We start from the raw sequence: 18,162 nt of genomic DNA, 5'->3' as shown, positions 1-18,162 counted from the left end.
CGGTGGCACAAAATTGCAAGTTTTTTTTGCCACCGGTAGACAAAGCATATAGGCTGAATACGAAACAAGCAAATCAACAGGGAGCAAAGTTACTTTGCTCCTGAAAAAACACAAAAAGCCGGGGCATGACCCAGGCTAAAACTACAAGTCAATTCAGGACGAGGTATATAAAATGGCTTATCGCAACACGCAATTCCGCCCCACTAAACTGGTGCGCGCGCTTACGCTGGCCGGCTTAGCTACCGTGCTTGGCGCTGCTCCGGCACTGCAGGCACAGCAAGCCGAAGAGCAACCAACAGCACAAGTACAAGAGCAAGACATTGAAGTTATTACCGTAACCGGTGGCTTTCGTGGCAGCCTGGCCAGTGCTTTAAACCAAAAGCGCTTTGAAACCGGCTCTACCGACACTATCAAAGCTGAAGATATTGCTGACTTCCCCGATCTTAACTTAGCAGAGTCTTTACAGCGTATTCCCGGCGTAGCCATTAGCCGTGTTGCAGGCGAAGGCCGGCAGATTTCAGTACGCGGCTTAGGGCCGGATTTTACCCGCGTACGCATTAACGGTATGGAAGCCCAATCTACCAGCGGCGGTACTGATGCAATCGGCGGTGCGAACCGTGGCCGCGGCTTTGACTTTAATACCTTCTCATCTGATTTATTCAGCGAACTGACAGTACGTAAAACGGCTTCTGCTAACGTAGAAGAAGGCTCTTTGGGTGCCACGGTAGACCTGCGCACCGCCCGGCCATTTGATTATGACGGCTTTACCTTTGCCGCTAACGTACAGGGTGGCTATAACGATTTATCGGAAGAAGTAGACCCTAAAGGCTCATTTTTAGTTAGCAATATTTTTGCCGACGGTAAATTTGGCGTACTGTTTTCGGCTGCATATTCAGAGCGTAACATTAAAGACGAAGGTGCCAGTACAGTACGCTGGAACAATGTGAATGACTTTGGCACATACCGTGGCGACAGCCAGGCACCTGAATTGCAGGAAATTAACGACGCTTTCCGGCCACGCTTACCACGTTACGACTCTTACGAGCACAACGTAAAACGTACCGGTATGGCAGCAGCATTTGAATTCCGCCCCAGCAATGAAACCCGCTTTAATCTGGATATTTTGTACTCTAAAGATGATTCAACCCGTCAGGAAGCCTTTATGCAGGCTATCCTTAATGCCGGAGCGAATCGCGCAACTCTTGCTGCAGCACCTGGCAGCACTACCGGCGGTATGAATGTACTGGACTATGAAATTGATGACAGCAATACCGTAACCTATGCCTCATTTGAAAATGCACTGGTACGCAACGAACTGCGTTACGATGAACTGTCTACAGACTTCCTGCAATTTAGCTTAAGTGGCCAGCATCAGTTAACCGATAACCTGAAAATTGATGCCATGGTGGGCAGGGCGAAATCTGAATTTGATAACCCGATTCAAACTACTGTAGTCATGCAAAAAGGCGGGCTGGATTTTAGCTATGACTACCGCGACGGCAAACGTGATAACCCCGAGCTGTTATTTGGCGCCGGTGCCTTCGATGCGAATGATTGGACAATTAACAGCCTGCGGATGCGCCCGCTGGGAGCAGAAAATACTTTTGATAATGCCGCACTAAATCTGGAATACGTGTTAACTGACAGCCTGACACTACGCGGTGGTTTGCATTATAAAAAGTTTGAATTTGAAACCCGCGAAGCACGTCTTGGCAGTGAAAACGGCCTGGTAGGTGCTCAGAATTTAGTCATGCCGACAGATCTTATCACCAGCTATAATGCGGGTGTAGGTTCACAAGGTGCCTGGCTGGTACCTAACCTCAACGCTTTTGCCAATGCTTATGATATCTACAGTAATACCGGTGATTTTACAGTCAGTATTGACAACCGCCGTGCAGATAACTACTCAGCCGAAGAAAAAACCTTAGGTGCTTATTTACAACTTGCATTTGAAACTGAGGTGGGCGATACCACTATTCGTGGTGATGTCGGCGGCCGTTATGTTAAAACTGATCAGTCTTCTACTGCCTGGGCAACGCTGGGCGGAACAAGCGAGCTGATTACTGCTGAGCACGACTATAATGAGTTTTTACCGTCACTGAACCTGGTATTCGAGCCATTAGAAGATGTGATTATCCGTTTTGGCTATGCTGAAGTTATGGCGCGAGCCGGTTTAGGCAGTATCCGCCCCAACGTGTCTGTTTCAGTATCCGGTGGTGCACGTAGTATCAGCGGTGGTAACCCTACGCTGGAGCCAACCAAAGCCAAAACCTATGACTTAGGCTTAGAGCTGTACTTTGACAATGAATCGTTGTTAGGTGTGGCAGTATTCCGTAAAGATATCGACAGCTATGTACAGGGCCTGCGTGAAACCAAGCCATTTACCGAAACCGGCTTACCGATCCAGGCTGCCATTGATGCCTGTACTGCCGGCCCTGGTTATGGCCCCGATTGTAATGAAAACGTAGAGTGGCAAACCAATACGCCGCTAAATGGCCCCGGTGGCAACCTGTACGGCTTTGAAGTGCAATACCAGATGCCATTTAGCTTTTTGCCTGAGTTCTGGGACCGCTTTGGCTTTGTTGGTAACTACACTTACGTAAAAGCGCAGATGGATTACATCAATGCTGACGGCCAATTGCTGGCAACCCGCGATTTACAGGGTTTGTCAGAGTCTACCCGCAGCGCCACGCTGTACTATGAGGATGAAACGTTCAGTGCCCGTGTGTCAATAACAGATCGTTCTAAGTACCTGACTAACGCTATCGGCCGCGATAACAATGATATGGAAGGCACCAACGCTACCCGTAATATTGACGCCGCTATGTCTTACCAGTTAACCGACAACTGGCGGATCAGCTTTGAAGCACTTAACCTGACCGACGAAGTGGATGATCAATGGGTAGACTCAAGCGGCAACCGCTTAACCTACTACCACAGCACTGGTCGTCAGTACTACTTAGGCGCACAGTACAAGTTCTGATAACGCCTCTGTACATGACCCGCTATGCTCCGGCATAGCGGTTTTAGTTTCTTCGTAAAACGCTGAGCCACGGAAGGCCCGTTTTATCAGACATGGACATACAAATTGTAATAACAGGTACCTTATGGCCCGCATTCTTTTTGGCAAAACCTTGTTAAGTATCAGCATTGCCGCCGTTGTCAGCGCTTGTTCGCCACAACCTTCTGCTAAGGCTCCACAGCCGGTTAGCAGTAACGACAGCAGCATTGCCAACCTCAGTGTCAGTAACCCGTCTACATTTGAACGCAAAGAGCAAAACCTGCTGCTGCCATTTACCGATCTTGGCGTAACAGCAAGCCAGGCCCAGGCATTAGTTGCTCTGGAAGGTGGTACTACTGTGCCGTCGCAACTTATTGACCACAACGGCGATGGCAATAAAGACAGCCTGTTATTACAGTTTGATTTTGCAGCTGTTGAAACAAAGCAACTGCAGATCCTTAATGATACTGCGCTGTTTAACGCTCAGCAGTTAGCCAAGCGAACTCAGGCAGAAATTTCGCGTAAAACCGGCGGCCAGTGGCAAGATGCCAAATACGTTGGTGGCAGCTTTGAAAATGTTACCGAGCTTACTCCGCCCCCGCAATATACTGATCATTCCGAGTGGATCCGCTACGAAGGCCCGGGCATAGAATCCGATAAAGTCGGCTATCGTATTTATCTCGACTGGCGTAACGGTTTTGATGTGTTTGGCAATAAAACCAGCAAGCCAGTGTTGCATCAGATAGGGCAGGACGGCTATAAGTCGTACCATGAAATGGCCGACTGGGGTATGGATCTCCTTAAAGTAGGTAAATCGCTTGGTGCCGGCGGTTTCGGCTACTGGGACGGTGAAAAAGTGCAACTGGTTTCTACGGTCAGCGGCCACACCGCCAAAGTAATTGAAAACGGCGCTTTATATTCTGCACTGCAAATTCAGTATAAAGACTGGCAAATTGCCGGTAAAACCACCAACTTAACCGCTAACCTGTCCATGACAGCCGGTAGCCGACTGGTGCATACCCGCTTGTCTTTAACCGAGCCGCTGGACAATATCGCCATTGGTTTGGTGCGCTTACCCAACACCAAAGTGCTGCATGGTAAGTCAGAAATTACCGGCCACAGCTGGACCTATCTGGCGACCTGGGGTGAACAAACCCTGACCGGTGGTAACGATAAACTCGGCATGGCCGTTTTATATAAGCGCGGTGCCAATAAACAACTGACCGGCGATGAAAACAGCCATGTCGCAGTAATGACACCATCAGGCACCGAGCTGGAATATTACTTTCTTTCGGCCTGGGATGGTGAGCCTGGCGGTATTAAAACCGAAGCCGAGTTTGTTGCCTACCTTGAGCAGGAGGTAGAAAAACTTACCCTGACGCCCAGACTATCGCTTAAAACCACGCTGTCTGAGCAGCAAAAGGCCGCACCGTTAACCGCCGATGTTGCATTAAACTGGAGCGAGCGTTTAGCTGCCAGCGAAATGGTACGGCAAACCCCTTACTATGCTTATGGTGGTTGGGATTACGAGCGCCAGCGCCCAAGCAAATGGGAATACACTACCGGCTTACAACTGCAAGCCTATGACGACCTGCTTAAAGTGAAACCTAATGCCCAGTGGCAACAGGTGCTGACAGACGTTATCGACTCTTTCATTACCAGCGATGGCGATATCCGCACCTACAAACTCAGCAACCATAATATCGACAGTTTAAATACCGGCAATATGCTGCTGCGCGAATACCAGCGCAACCCCAAGCCGCAGTATAAAAAGGCACTGGATTTACTGCGCAAACAATTAGCCGAACACCCACGCACCAGCGAGGGCGCTTTCTGGCATAAACAAATTTACCCGCATCAGCTATGGCTGGACGGCGTGTATATGGGCATGCCCTTTCTGGCTAATTACAGCAAAACCTTTGAGCAAGGCCATGCTTTTGACGAAGTAGTAAAAGAATTTACTATCAGCCGTGACAAACTACGCGATCCTAACACTGGCTTGTATTACCACGCCTGGGATGAAGCCCGTAAGCAAAATTGGGCTGATAAAGACACCGGTCTGGCAAGCCAGTTCTGGGGCCGTGGTTTAGGCTGGCTGGCAATGGCACTGGTAGATGTGCTGGAGATTATTCCTGAAGAGCAAACCGAATTGCGCCAACCATTACTGGATATGGCAGCCGAGCTGGCCGAAGCGCTGGTAAAAGTACAGGATGCAAATACCGGCACCTGGTATCAAATTTTGGATAAACCCAACGCACCGGGTAACTATTTAGAATCCTCTGCCAGCGGCATGTTTACTTACTTCTTTGCTAAAGGCGTAAATAACGGTTATCTGGATGTCAGTTACAAAGCCACCGCTGCAAAAGCTTACGAAGGCCTGGTAAATGAATTTATTCTGGTACACCCGGATAACAGCATAAGCTTAGTCAATACCTGCCAGGTTGCCGGTTTAGGCTTTGGCCGTGATGGTAGCTACGAATACTATATGAGTGAACCGGTATTCCGTAACGACGCTAAAGCCAACGGTCCCTTTATTATGGCTGGCGTGCAAATAGCCAAACTGCTTGGTACTCACTAAGCTTCTTCCTGTGTTTAGCCGGTTGTGATGCTTCGGCACGAACCGGCTTGCCCACGCTAACACGCCGTAAACCCATCCCTGGGGGCTCGATTACAAACTTCATCCATGAAGTTTGCCCGGTGGGCCAGCGCAGCTGTTCAAATTCGCTCCAGGCGAATTTGTCAGCATCCGGAGTTTTAACGGTTAGCTTAGGGCAAGTCGATTCTCGCTAAGTTGCCCCGGGAATCTTGTAGTACCGGCTTTTTTTGGAATCAAAAATATGCAAAAAGCCTTTCTATTCATCCTGCTACTGCTGTTTAGTACAACCAGCTTCGCCGATATCATCCGCCTGCAGGTGGCACAAAGCGGTGATGCGCCCTTTCGCAGTATTCAGCAGGCGATAAACAGCCTGCCGGATAACGATACTCAGGCCATTATTCAGATTGGCCCCGGCGTATATACCGAGAAAATTTACCTCACCCGCAATAAAGTGGCGCTGATTGGTGCAGGTGCAGATAACACCGAAATTCGTGTGGCAGAGCTGCGCACAAACTGGTTAAAACAGCACCCCAGCGATTGGGGCGCGGCAGTGGTAAATATCCGTGCCAGTGACATTGCATTGTTAAATATCAGTATTGTAAACAGTTATGGCGAACTAACCGGCGATAACGAGCATCAGTTTGCTGTACGTGGCTTTGAGCAGGCAACCCGTATTATTACCGCTAACTGCCGTATTATTGCCGGCGGTGCCGACACCTTAAGCCTGTGGAATAAAACCGATGGCATGTATTACCACGACAACTGCTACTTTGAAGGCCATACCGACATGGTGTGCCCGCGTGGCTGGGCATTTTTCAGTAACAGCACTTTTGTTAATAAAAAAGCCTACGCAACGTTGTGGCATGACGGCGAATTAAACGAGCAGCAAAAAATGGTGGTACGTGACTCGCGCTTTGACGGCGTGCCGGGATTTATGCTGGGCCGGCGCCATTATGATGCGCAGTTTTACCTGATTAATAACCAGTACAGCCAGAATATGGCCGATAAGCCGATATTCCGCCACACCTACCCGACCGAGCCAGAGCGCGACCGCGCCAACCTGTGGGGCGACCGCTACTATTTTGGCCACAGCGATAACGAGCAGGTTATTTATCCGTGGCTTGCTGCCAATTTGGCCGGGCATCTATCACAACTATCGCCAGAGCAAATCACGGCTAAGTGGACTTTTGCCGGCCGCTGGGATCCAGAGCAACAAGTAAAAATGCTGCTGCAACTGAATAAGGAATAACAGATGAAGTCTCTGCTGATCCTGGCTTTATGCTTTGGCTTGAGCCAGGCACAAGCTACTGAAATAAAACCGGTAAAATTGCATCTGGTCGGCGACTCGACTATGTCGGATAAACCCAACCTGGCTTACCCCGAGCGCGGCTGGGGCCAGTTGCTGCCGCAATTTTTATTGCCACAGCTAACGGTAGTGAATCATGCCGCTAATGGCCGCAGCACGCGGCGCTTTTTAACTGAAGGTCGCTGGCAATTACTGTTAAGCGAACTTGGCAACGGCGATTATGTGCTGATCCAGTTTGGCCATAATGACTCCAAAGAGTCAGACCCGGCACGTTATGCCGCTTTTGACAGTGATTATCAGACGTTTTTAACACAATTTATTGCAGATGTACGTGAGCGTGGCGCCACACCTATGCTGGCCAGCTCAATTTGCCGGCGTAACTTTGCCGAAGATGGCAGCTTAAAACGTGATTTAGCCGATTACGCCACTGCGGCAGCCAAAGTAGCCAAAGAAGCAGAAGTCAGCTTTTTTGATTTACAGCAGCAAAGCTGTGATTTCTGGCAACAGCAGGGCAAAGATAACAGCCAGCCGTATTTTATTCAGGTACCGGCAGGTTTGTATCAAAAGTTTCCGGCAGGCACTACAGATAACACCCACCTGACACTGCAGGGCGCCAGCAAAATAGCACAGTTTTTTGTGCAGGATTTAAAACACCAGCAGCACCCGCTGGCGGCTTACATATATCGGGAATTATTGTAAAAAAACCGGTATTAAAGCCGGTTTTTTTACATCAGATAACAATTAGTCCGGCGCTTTAGATACACCTACCATTGCCGGGCGTAATAAACGGCCGTTTAGCTCGTAGCCCTTTTGCATGACAAAGGTAACGGTATTAGGTGCCACATCAGCAGATGGCTGAATGCTCATCGCCTGGTGGTGCTCTGGGTTAAATGGCTGGCCTTGCGGGTCAATTTGGTTTACGCCATATTTTGCTACCGTATCCAGGAAGCTTTTCAGAGTCAGTTCAACGCCTTCAACCACCCCTTTTAACGCTTCATCTTCACGGTTGATAAAGCCCAGGGCCCGCTCCAGGTTATCTACCACCGGTAACAAGTCACCGGCAAATTTTTCCAGGGCAAACTTGTGTGCTTTTTCTACATCCATCGCGGCACGGCGGCGTACATTTTCAGATTCAGCCTTAATACGCAGCATTAAATCCTGCTGCTCTGCCACACGGGCGTTAGCATCAGCCAATTCGGCTTCAAGTTTGGCAATAATTGCCTGCTCACCCGACAGTTCTACTGTATCGGCATGTTCATTAGCTTGTTCTGGCGCATTGTCGTTTGGCTGGTGTTGCTCTGTCATGTGTTACTACTCCCAAATTAAGTAGGTGTATTATGGGGATACCTGGCGCCGATTCAAGTTTAAATTTAATTGGCGCGCACAGGCTTCAACTAACGGGATTAGCCGGGCGTAATTCATTCTGCGCGGCCCCAATAAAGCAATAAAACGTTTTGGTTGTTGCTGGTAACGCTGCACTATGACACTAACGTTCGCCAGCTCAATAAAGCCCGATTCTTTACCCAGCAATAGTTTGGGCTGGTCATCCTGAGTTATGCTCTGTAACAAACGGATCAGGCCGTCAGGTTGCTCCAGCATTTGCATTACCTGCTGCAGTGCGGGGTTTTGCTGATATTCCGGTGCCAGCAATAACTGGTGCTGGCCATATATTAACGGTTGATGCTGCTGTAGCTCATCCAGGCTCAGTTGCCCCAATACTTTTTGTAATAGTTGCTGACTCACACCGGTTTCGTTACGCACTATGCTGCCAAGCCGCTCGATTCCATCCTGCCACTGCCCACCGCCGCCCAAAGCCGCGTTTAACAAGCACAGCGCTTTACTTAATGTGTTGCTATCAATGGCACTTTCGCAGTGCAGCACGCGGTGCAAAATATCGCCGTCTTCATCTATTACCACCAATAGCAACCTGTCACTGGCTAAACGCACTAAATCAATTTGCCGCACAATACGGCCATCGGCTTTAGGCGCACTGACAATAGCGACAAAGCCGGTAAGGTTAGTCAGTAACTGCCCGGCTTGCTGGCATAACAAAGACACCGGCAACTGCGGTGTCAGCCTGCGCTGTAACTCATTATTCCACATGCTGGTCAGCGGTTGCAGTTGCAGCATTTTATCGATAAATAAGCGAATACCCGCCGTGGTGGGAATACGCCCGGCCGAGGTATGCGGCGAGCGAATTAAACCCTGCTGCTCCAGCGCCATCATGGTGTTACGCACTGTGGCCGAGCTGACAGCCAACTGAGCATGATCCGCCAGCAACTTTGACGATACCGGCTGGCCATCCAGCAGATACTGTTCAACAATCAGCTTTAAAATCAACTCAGATCGGTTCAGGGCTAACGTCATGCAACATACTCATTCATCATTGAGCTTGGATATGGGGGCATTAAGCACCAATTCAAGTAAAACAGGGTGCTAGTGTCCGGTGCATGCTGCCGTTATACTGCACTAACGCATTGAAAGGAAACTGCTATGCAACATGCCTTTACCACCGTTGGCCTGATTGGCAAACCACACCATCAGGGCGCTAATAATACATTGATAAGCCTGTACAGTTTTTTACAACAGCAGGGGCTGAAAGTGTACGTTGAAGAACGCGTAGCCCAGTCGCTTACGCTACCGGGAGTAGAAATACTGGATCTGGTTGAGCTGGGTAAAAAGTGCGATCTGGCCATAGTGGTTGGTGGCGATGGCAATATGCTGGGGGCCGCCCGAGTATTGGCGCGCTTTGATGTGGCGGTATTGGGTGTTAACCGTGGTAATTTAGGTTTTTTAACCGATTTGGCACCGGAAAACTTTCAGCAGCCACTAAGTGAAGTGCTGGCCGGTAATTTTGTTACCGAAAAGCGTAACCTGCTGGAAATATCCGTACACCGCCACGGCACAGTAAAAAGCAGCAACAGCGCCGTAAACGAAGCGGTGCTACACGCCGATAAAGTAGCGCATATGATAGAGTTTGAAGCCTATATCAATAACGAGTTTGTTTACAGCCAACGCTCCGACGGCCTTATTATCAGCACTCCTACCGGTTCTACCGCTTATTCATTGTCCGGCGGCGGCCCAATCCTGACACCCGATTTAGACGCCGTCAGCCTGGTACCCATGTTTCCGCATACGTTAAGTAGCAGGCCGCTGGTGGTATCTGGCAATAGCGAAATCAGGCTTAAAGTAGCCAGTACTAACGATGCCCACCTGCAAATAAGCTGCGACAGCCACGTTATTCTGGCGGTAATGCCTGGCGATGATATCTATATCCGCAAACACCCTACACCACTTCGGCTGGTGCATCCTCCGGGTTACAGCTACTTTCATGTGCTACGCAATAAATTGGGCTGGGGCAGCAAACTTTATTAAACCGCTGCTTGCCTATTGTACAATTCCTGTATAAAGTTACTGTATAAATAAACACTGTTATTTTTCACAGTTATTCTGTAGCGTAACTTTATTCAGGTTGGAGCATCGTATGCTGTGTCATCTGCATATCAGTAATTTTGCTATTGTCCGCGCGCTGGAAATAGACTGGGCCAGTGGTATGTCTACCATTACCGGTGAAACCGGTGCCGGTAAATCTATCGCGATTGACGCTTTATCACTGTGTTTGGGCGAGCGGGCTGATGCCAGTGTAGTGCGCCCCGGTGCAGACAAAGCCGATATCGTCGCCAGCTTCGATATCAGTAAACTTAAAGCCGCCCAACAGTGGCTGACAGAGCAAGATCTCGCCATGGGCCACGAGTGCATTGTACGGCGCGTAGTAAACAGTGAGGGCCGCTCGCGTGGTTACATTAATGGCGTACAGGTACCGGCGCAGCAGCTTAAAGCCTTAGGCCAGCATTTACTGAGTATTCATGGCCAGCACGCACACCAGCAACTGCTAAAAAGCGACTACCAGCGCCAGTTACTGGATGCGTTTGCCGCCAACAGTGCAACACTGGATGCCACCCGCCACGCCTGGCGCAACTGGCAACAACTACAACGCGAATACAGCGAATTACAGCAATCGCAGCAGCAACGTGATGCGCAGCGCCAGTTGCTGGAATACCAGGTAGCCGAGCTGGACAACTTTGCCCCGCAGGAAAATGAATACCCCGAACTGGAAGCCGAACACAGCCGCCTAAGCCACGGCAATACCTTATTAAGCCAAAGCCAGCAATGCCTGCAGCTGCTGTATGATGACGAACAGCAAAATATTTATCAGGCCCTGTCTGTAGCCACTGCTCAGTTAGAACAGCTGGCAACCCTGGACCCGGCACTAAACAACATAGCCCAAATGCTAAACGATGCGCTGGTACAAACCGAAGAAGCCAGCCGCGAACTGCGCCGCTATGCCGACAAAGTTGAGCTGGACCCGGAGCGTTTAGCACAGGTAGATGAACGCCTTGGCCTGTGGCTGAACTTATCGCGTAAACACCAGGTAGCGCACGAGACCCTACCTGCACTGCACCAACAACTGGCTGCACAGTTAGCCACCCTTACCGGCAATGACAAACGCCTGGTGCAACTGACTGCCGACATTGAGCAAGCCGAATTAAACTATATGGCCCAGGCAGAGCAGTTAAGTGAACAGCGCCGTCAGGCCGCCAGTGCCCTTAGCAGCCAGGTCAGTAAAAGCATGCATGAACTTAGCATGGCAAATGCCCGCTTTGAAATACAGCTAACCACTATGGCAGCCGGGCAGGCCAGTGCCAACGGTATTGATGCGGTTGAATTTCAGGTATCCACTAACCCGGGCCAGCCGTTACAGGCCATGCACAAAGTGGCATCGGGTGGCGAGTTATCACGCATCAGCCTGGCAATACAGGTAATACTGGCCGACAAAGTCACTACCCCTACCCTGATTTTTGATGAAGTAGATGTAGGCATCAGCGGCCCGGTGGCAGCCGGTGTGGGCCGTTTATTACGCCAGTTGGGTGAAAGCACACAAATTATCTGTGTTACGCATTTGCCACAGGTTGCCAGCCAGGGGCATCAGCAACTGTTTGTAGAAAAGTATACTGACGGCATCGCCACAGAAACCCGTATGCGCAGCCTGACCGATGAAGAACGTATCAGTGAAATTGCACGCTTGCTGGCCGGTGAAAATATCAGCGCCAGCGCGCTGGCAAATGCCCGAGAACTTTTATGTGCACCGGCAGTCTGAAAGAAGGTTTTTCACAAGGCTTGTCATAGGGTATGATGAAGCCAATCAGATTAAGCAGAAGTGACAAATGAAAGCAGTAATTAAAACCCTATGCCTGGTAGTTGGCATACTTAGCCTTGGCGCCTGCAGTAGCTGGATTTACCGTATCGATATCCCACAAGGCAACTTTTTAGAACAAAAAGATGTAGATAAGCTGCGTGTGGCTATGACCAAAGAACAGGTTATTTATGTATTAGGCAGCCCGGTAGCCAGCAATGCATTTGACAATGACACCTGGCACTACTTTTATGCCCTTAAAGGCGGCCGTGGTAATAACTTTGAAAAGCAGCTGATTGTTGAGTTTAAAGACGACAAATTGCAGGATATAAAAGGCGATTTTGACAAATCGGCCGAATTTAGCACGCCGTTAGATATTTAAACTTTACCCTGTACAAAGCCTGCGTTTTAACAGCAGGCTGAAAAAAACCAGCGGCCAAGCTGGTTTTTTTATTCCGTAGCGCTTTTCACTTCATGTGGCCGGCCACCGGTTACTTTATCTGCCCGGCCTTCTTCTTTAGCTTTCTCGGCCCGACGGCGGCGTAAATCTTTTGGATCGGCAATCAGTGGCCGGTAAATTTCAATTCTGTCACCCGCTTTTACCGTATCATCAAGTTTTACCGGCCGGCTCCAAATGCCTACTTTTTGCACAGCAAGGTCAATTTCAGCAAACTGCTGCAAAATGCCAGAGCGCTCAATAACCTGCTGCACAGTACTGTTACGGTTAACTGATAATGTCATCAGGCTTTGCCTATCTGGCATTGCATAGGCAACCTCTATCATGATCTGCTCAGACATGGCTTTCTCCGTATACTTGTTTTGCCCGTTGCGTAAACGCATTCACCATAGCTGCGGTAAGCTCGCCAAAAATTTTACCAAAAGCAAACTGAATAAGCCGGCTGGAAAATTCAAACTCCAGCCTTAAAACTACCTTACAGGCCGTTTCACTTAATGGCTGAAACTCCCAGCCACCATGTAATTGCTTAAACGGGCCGTCTACTAGTTGCATAGCAATACGATGATGCGGGTACAAGGTATTACGGGTGGTAAAAGAATGGCCAATACCAGCCTTGGAAACCGTAAGCGATGCCACCATCTCTGTTTCAGACTGGCTGACAATACGGGCAGAGGTACAGCCAGGCAGGAATTGCGGATAGTCAGGTACAGCGTTGACTAAGTCAAACATCTGCTGTGCACTGTAAAAAACCAGCGCACTGCGCTCAATTTGTGGCATACTCTCTCCCCTTTAAACCCGCCGCCGATTGTAACAGAATAACGCGCTGCAACAAGGCTTGAGCCATCGCTGACCCATAAAACAGAGCTGCGACAAATAACGAATTATGAGTAAAAAACAAGTTAGTAAAAACAAAAACGGCACCATAGCGCAAAACAGAAAGGCACGGCACGAGTACTTTCTGGAAGACCGCTATGAGGCGGGCATGGCCCTACAGGGCTGGGAGCTGAAAAGCATCCGCGAAGGTAAAGTTAACCTGTCAGATTCTTATGTCATTTTACACAATGGCGAAGCTTTCCTGCTTGGTGCGCAAATTCAGCCGCTAAAAAGCGCTTCCAGCCATGTAATATGCGACCCGGAGCGCAGCCGCAAATTGTTGCTGCACAAACGCGAACTGGATAAATTAGTGGGCTTAAAAGAGCGTGACGGCTTTACGCTGGTAGCCACAGCCATGTACTGGAAAGCCTGCTGGGTTAAGCTGGAGTTTCATTTAGCCAAAGGTAAAAAAACCTTTGATAAGCGTGACGATATTAAAGACAGAGACTGGTCACGCGAAAAAGAACGCATGATGAAACACAATAAACGCTAAGTCGGGCTTGAAACTTCTGCCGCCTTACCCCATCTAAGTAAGGCGACAGGAAAAAACGGCAAAGGTGCAATGCTCGCTTGTGTAACAACAGTCAGCTGCGTACAATAGCCAAACACTATGGTGTGTAAGTGTTCCATACAGAATTCGGGGCTGATTCTGGATTCGACGGGATTCACGAACTCCTAGGTGCATGCCGAGGTGCGGTAGGCCTCGTAAAAAAACCGCAAAAAACTAGTCGCAAACGACGAAACATACGCAATCGCTGCTTAATAGGCAGTAGATAGCTCTTCCCCTCACGCATGTCTGTAAGCTGAGACTCTGGAAGATCACCCCTAACAGAATCGCGTCGCGTCTTCGCCTGGAGACAAAACGTTAAAACCAATCAGGCTCGCCCGACGATAGCCTGCCATTCGGCGCTCATAGGGTTAACTAAATGAATGTGCTAAGCATGTAGGACCGAAGATGTAGGTTTTTCGGACGCGGGTTCAACTCCCGCCAGCTCCACCAAATAGCAACAGGCCAGCAGAAATGCTGGCCTTTTGTTTTTCTGCAGACACTACCCATCAATTACTAATACCTTGCTATTTCTTCACGCTGCTTCAATCCGGGGATATGCTTTTGGTATACGCTTGCGGGAACATCCTCATCCGGCTTTAAGTTGACATGGTGCTGCTCTTCTAGCAGGATAAGCCTTATGAATCTAAATCTTACGCACAAAGTATCTCGAATTATCATCATGCCATAAGAATGGTGGGAGTTTTGATACGTCTATAATTTATCAAACTCACCCACATAGAGGTGAGTTTGTCCCGTCACATTCTGAATATTTGAAAGAATGCATTGAAGTTGACTTTGTTGCCTGCACCATTCATTTTGCGATCATAAAAACAGCGTTGCTATTAGTAACTGTCCGCAAAGAACTAAAATTTGAGGGATCACTGATGGAGCTAAGCAACAGAGAGCTTTCAGCTCTTATTTGGACAGCAGCAATTTTAGTCTATATCTTTTTTAAAGATAAAGGCGACAATATAGCCAAATCATTTAAGCTGTTGGTTCGAGCTTTTTTTTCACCCCAGATAATGGTGGTTGTGCTTTGTGCCGCACTCTGGATCATTCTGTGTTTGCTGGGTTTACATTACGTCGATATATGGACAACAGCCAACCTCAAAACAACTATTTTATGGAGCTTCGCATTCGCATTTTTAACATTAATGGATGTCAATCGAATTAGCGAAGACAACACATATTTTAAAAAAACGATTCGCGACACAGTTAATGTAACGGCCATTATTACTTTTATAGCAGAAGCATATAGTTTCCCTCTGTTTGCAGAGCTTGTCTTGTTTCCATTTCTCTTTTGCGTTACCGCCATGCATGTCATGAGCGGAAAGAAAAAGGAGCACGCTTCGGTACACAGCCTAATGTCGGGCATGCTTGTGACTGTGGGCTGTGCCTACATCGGATATGGCATATACATGGCGGCAACGGACTTTGAAGATTTCGCAACATGGAGCAATCTGTGTGAATTTTTTATACCAATTATTCTTTCCCTGTTGTTTCTGCCTTATCTTTACTTAATTAGCATTTTAGTTTCTTACGAGCTGATATGGGTTAGTCTGCGCTTCGCACTGAAGGATGCCTCCTTACGCCGTTACGCAATGCTTCAGGCTACCATCCGATTCCGTTTTGATTTGGAAGGATTACGGCGTTGGAAGCGTAATGTCGGTGCATATCCACCAGAAAGTCGTGAGGGCATTCTGAATGCAATATCAGAGGTTAAGAAATATCAAAAAAGAGAGCGTAGCCCGTCAAATGTTTCGCCGGATGCTGGTTGGTGCCCTATTGCCGCGACGGGATTTCTGTTAAGTGAAAACCTGAAAACAAGCGATTACCATCGAACCTACGATGATGAATGGTGGGCAAGCTCCACCTACCTTACCATTAATGAAGAGTCTCTGTTTTCCAGTAATATCGCCTACTACATAAGCGGAGACAAACAGGCAGTGAAGCGCTTAAAGCTGGTCTTGAATGTTAACAACAATGAAGACAGTGAAGTGGCAGAGGCGCGATTCCATCAGGTGTGTGAGGTTTTATTTCTATCTTCTATCGGCGATGCCTCTTCGGAAGTTTTGGAAAGAATTTCTCATGGCGATGATATTGACACGGAGGTTCATGGTAGGAGGGTTCGGCTCCGCAAGGAGGCCTTCGTGAATACTTCACGAGGGGGATATTCACGAACGATGACAATTGACTATAGCCCTGATTGTCGCGCGCCCTATGAGTGACGTGCTCAGAGATTTTTGGCCTTTTTGACCAGAGAGCTCTTCCTATGTGTTTTTTTATTACGGCTGCAAACCGGGACTCGTGACGCTCTTACGAATATCCACCCGCACATCAACCCGCGCCCCCAAGCTGTTTAACATGCCCATAAGCCGATCAATGCTGAACTGATCAAGGTTAGCTTTTCTAACCCGGGAGAAGTCCGCCGCTGCATAACCCGTTTGGGCATGGGCTTGCCGCATGGTTAAACCTTGTACAACTGGTCGCGCTGTTCCCGTTGCCGCTGGACGGTTTCTTTCCGGCTTTGCCGGAGATTACGGAATTACCGTTTCTGCCGTCCCTCAAGGGTCTGGATATGTTGCCGCAGCATGGTGGTGATCCGGGCGGCGTTGGTCTGTTTGACCTGATCGACGGACGGCTGCGCTTTTTCACCCCCCAAGATGTTCTTTGACCTCTTTGGCTTTCATACCGGAATATTTGCCCACGGCATAGACTTCACCCCGGAAATCTACCGCCACAAAACTGCGACGGTCACCACGGGCGTGGATGTAGCCCCGTTCTTTCAGGGCTTGGGCAAAGCTGTCCCGTTGGCCTTTTGTTTTTCTGCTCTATTACCACAACTGCATTGCAGCAAAATTTACAAAATTACAGGTAAATAATCCGCGAAATACTGTCTCGCCTTGGTGAGCCAGCTTAGTGAATGTTAGTAAAGTTATTTAAATTCAGTACCTTGAACCCTTCAAGCTGCGTGGCCTGATCTTTGCTGGTGTCTTAGCATTTCCTTCTTCACCTTAAACAACGCTTACCGATGAGATTATCTAACAGTGTAAAAATTATGCTGGCTGTGGTTTTAGTATTGCTGGCAATAAGAGTAGCCTTACCGCCTGTAATGGTATGGTATGTCAATTCGCTGCTGGAAAAACAGGAAGGTATTAGCGGCCAGGTGCGGGATATTGATTTGGCGCTTTGGCGTGGTGGTTATGTTATTAAGCAGATAGAAATTAATCAGCTTAACGACGAAGGCGAGCTGCCGCTGTTTTCCGCCGAGCGCATTGACATCCGGCTGTCGTGGGCTGCGCTGGCCGATGGTGAAATAGTTAGCACTATGGCATTTTATCAGCCAGTGATTATGGCGCTGGACAGAGCCGATCAGGAAGATATTACCGAGGATGCGGTACTGGACGAGCGCACCTGGATTGGCCTGGCAAATAACCTGACGCTGTTTTCTATTGATAAATTAGCTATTCACGATGGCAGAATTGAATTTAATGCCATTGCCCAGGATTTGCTGGGTGAGCTTATTTTGAGCAACGTAGAGGGCGAGGTTGTTAACCTGCACAACAACGCACAGTCAGAGCTGTTAACTGAGCTCGATTTTAGCGGCACAGTTGCCAAACAGACTCCTTTTATCATTACAGGTAAGTTTAACCCTAACGTAAAGTTACCGATGTTTGATATCAATATGAAAATGGACAGAATACCTGCTGCCGAAACAGCAGATATTATCAAAATATATGCCCCCTTTGACGTAGAAGCAGGCGAGTTTGAACTGGCTACAGAACTGGCCAGCGATAAAGGCCGGTTAAATGGCTATGTAAAATTTGGTATTTACGACCTGAAAATTTTTTCCTGGAAAGAAGACGTGGTAAAAGATGTTATAAAGGGTGACGGGAACCCATTGCAGATATTTGTTGAAGGTATTTCGGCCATGCTCGCTACATTGCTTGAAAACAGTAAGCAAAACCTGATTGCTACCCGGATCCCTGTCAGCGGTGATTTTAACGAACCGGATATATCCAGGTTAAAAGCCCTGGTCGGGCTGCTGCGTAATGCTTTTATCGAGGCTTATCAGTTAAATCTTGAAGATATTATTGATTTTTCATCCGTGGCTGATGAAAAACCCGACGCGGCAAAAAACTAAAATAAACTGCTGGCTACATTAGGTACCAGAGTATTGACCGG

The 18,162-nt window shown here is 48.5% G+C and carries 16 protein-coding genes and 1 other RNA gene; 12 read left to right on the top strand and 5 right to left on the bottom strand.

The window, feature by feature from the left end; all coding sequences use genetic code 11:
- Positions 1–172: 172 nt before the first annotated feature.
- From M2404_RS06905 to M2404_RS06890, 4 genes are all read left to right on the top strand, one after another.
- Positions 173–2,983, top strand: a complete 2,811-nt coding sequence (locus M2404_RS06905) for a TonB-dependent receptor (protein WP_259238995.1) — start codon at positions 173–175, stop codon at positions 2,981–2,983.
- Positions 2,984–3,107: 124 nt separating this feature from the next.
- Positions 3,108–5,579 carry a glycoside hydrolase family 88 protein gene (locus M2404_RS06900; protein WP_259238994.1) on the top strand — a complete coding sequence of 824 codons (2,472 nt, stop codon included), beginning with the start codon at positions 3,108–3,110 and terminating at the stop codon, positions 5,577–5,579.
- A gap of 259 nt (positions 5,580–5,838) precedes the next feature.
- Complete coding sequence (locus M2404_RS06895) at positions 5,839–6,846, top strand: pectinesterase family protein (RefSeq protein WP_259238993.1); 1,008 nt, start codon at positions 5,839–5,841, stop codon at positions 6,844–6,846.
- A gap of 3 nt (positions 6,847–6,849) precedes the next feature.
- Entirely contained in the window at positions 6,850–7,602 is a 753-nt protein-coding gene (locus M2404_RS06890; RefSeq protein ID WP_259238992.1) for a rhamnogalacturonan acetylesterase, read from the top strand.
- Positions 7,603–7,644: 42 nt separating this feature from the next.
- On the opposite strand, the gene grpE is transcribed toward M2404_RS06890, so the two are convergent.
- Positions 7,645–8,208, bottom strand: coding sequence for a nucleotide exchange factor GrpE (gene grpE / locus M2404_RS06885; RefSeq protein WP_259238991.1), 564 nt, complete (start codon positions 8,206–8,208; stop codon positions 7,645–7,647).
- Positions 8,209–8,238: 30 nt separating this feature from the next.
- On the bottom strand, positions 8,239–9,270 hold the full coding sequence (hrcA, locus tag M2404_RS06880) for a heat-inducible transcriptional repressor HrcA (RefSeq protein WP_259238990.1): 1,032 nt from the start codon (positions 9,268–9,270) through the stop codon (positions 8,239–8,241).
- A gap of 126 nt (positions 9,271–9,396) precedes the next feature.
- Here hrcA and nadK point away from each other — a divergent pair, with 126 nt between their 5' ends.
- The 3 genes from nadK to M2404_RS06865 all read left to right on the top strand — a co-directional run bounded on the left by nadK (position 9,397) and on the right by M2404_RS06865 (position 12,479).
- Positions 9,397–10,278: an NAD(+) kinase gene (nadK, locus tag M2404_RS06875; RefSeq protein WP_259238989.1), complete on the top strand. Its 882-nt coding sequence runs from the start codon at positions 9,397–9,399 to the stop codon at positions 10,276–10,278.
- 109 nt (positions 10,279–10,387) lie between these two features.
- Complete coding sequence (gene recN / locus M2404_RS06870) at positions 10,388–12,061, top strand: DNA repair protein RecN (protein ID WP_259238988.1); 1,674 nt, start codon at positions 10,388–10,390, stop codon at positions 12,059–12,061.
- A 67-nt stretch (positions 12,062–12,128) separates the two neighbouring features.
- Complete coding sequence (locus M2404_RS06865) at positions 12,129–12,479, top strand: outer membrane protein assembly factor BamE (RefSeq protein ID WP_259238987.1); 351 nt, start codon at positions 12,129–12,131, stop codon at positions 12,477–12,479.
- 68 nt (positions 12,480–12,547) lie between these two features.
- Here M2404_RS06865 and M2404_RS06860 read toward each other — a convergent pair whose 3' ends face one another.
- Together M2404_RS06860 and M2404_RS06855 are read right to left on the bottom strand one after the other, a co-directional pair.
- Positions 12,548–12,895 carry an RnfH family protein gene (locus tag M2404_RS06860; protein WP_259238986.1) on the bottom strand — a complete coding sequence of 116 codons (348 nt, stop codon included), beginning with the start codon at positions 12,893–12,895 and terminating at the stop codon, positions 12,548–12,550.
- Positions 12,888–13,331, bottom strand: coding sequence for a type II toxin-antitoxin system RatA family toxin (locus M2404_RS06855; protein ID WP_259238985.1), 444 nt, complete (start codon positions 13,329–13,331; stop codon positions 12,888–12,890). Before M2404_RS06855 ends, M2404_RS06860 begins: the two co-directional genes overlap by 8 nt.
- Before the next feature lie 106 nt (positions 13,332–13,437).
- Between M2404_RS06855 and smpB the strand changes: the two genes are divergently transcribed.
- The 3 genes from smpB to M2404_RS06840 all read left to right on the top strand — a co-directional run bounded on the left by smpB (position 13,438) and on the right by M2404_RS06840 (position 16,205).
- Entirely contained in the window at positions 13,438–13,920 is a 483-nt protein-coding gene (smpB, locus tag M2404_RS06850; protein WP_259238984.1) for an SsrA-binding protein SmpB, read from the top strand.
- A gap of 146 nt (positions 13,921–14,066) precedes the next feature.
- Positions 14,067–14,427: a transfer-messenger RNA gene (ssrA, locus tag M2404_RS06845) on the top strand.
- A 320-nt stretch (positions 14,428–14,747) separates the two neighbouring features.
- Complete coding sequence (locus M2404_RS06840) at positions 14,748–16,205, top strand: hypothetical protein (RefSeq protein WP_259238983.1); 1,458 nt, start codon at positions 14,748–14,750, stop codon at positions 16,203–16,205.
- Positions 16,206–16,262: 57 nt separating this feature from the next.
- Here the strand turns inward: M2404_RS06840 and M2404_RS20325 are convergent, their stop codons facing one another.
- Positions 16,263–16,442 (bottom strand): XRE family transcriptional regulator, encoded by a 180-nt coding sequence (locus tag M2404_RS20325; protein WP_405047775.1) that lies wholly within the window; start codon positions 16,440–16,442, stop codon positions 16,263–16,265.
- Between the two features lie 35 nt (positions 16,443–16,477).
- Between M2404_RS20325 and M2404_RS06835 the strand changes: the two genes are divergently transcribed.
- Together M2404_RS06835 and M2404_RS06830 are read left to right on the top strand one after the other, a co-directional pair.
- Positions 16,478–16,651: a hypothetical protein gene (locus M2404_RS06835; protein WP_259238982.1), complete on the top strand. Its 174-nt coding sequence runs from the start codon at positions 16,478–16,480 to the stop codon at positions 16,649–16,651.
- Between the two features lie 357 nt (positions 16,652–17,008).
- The gene (locus M2404_RS06830; protein WP_259238981.1) at positions 17,009–18,121 is read left to right on the top strand and encodes a DUF748 domain-containing protein; all 1,113 of its coding nucleotides are present in this window, start codon (positions 17,009–17,011) and stop codon (positions 18,119–18,121) included.
- Positions 18,122–18,162: the final 41 nt, after the last annotated feature.

Origin of the sequence: Rheinheimera pacifica, from assembly GCF_024809855.1 — a bacterium.
In the GTDB taxonomy this organism is placed as follows: domain Bacteria; phylum Pseudomonadota; class Gammaproteobacteria; order Enterobacterales; family Alteromonadaceae; genus Alishewanella; species Alishewanella pacifica_A.
Note: the sequence above shows the minus strand (reverse complement) of the source record. Positions and strands in the feature narration are given on the sequence as shown.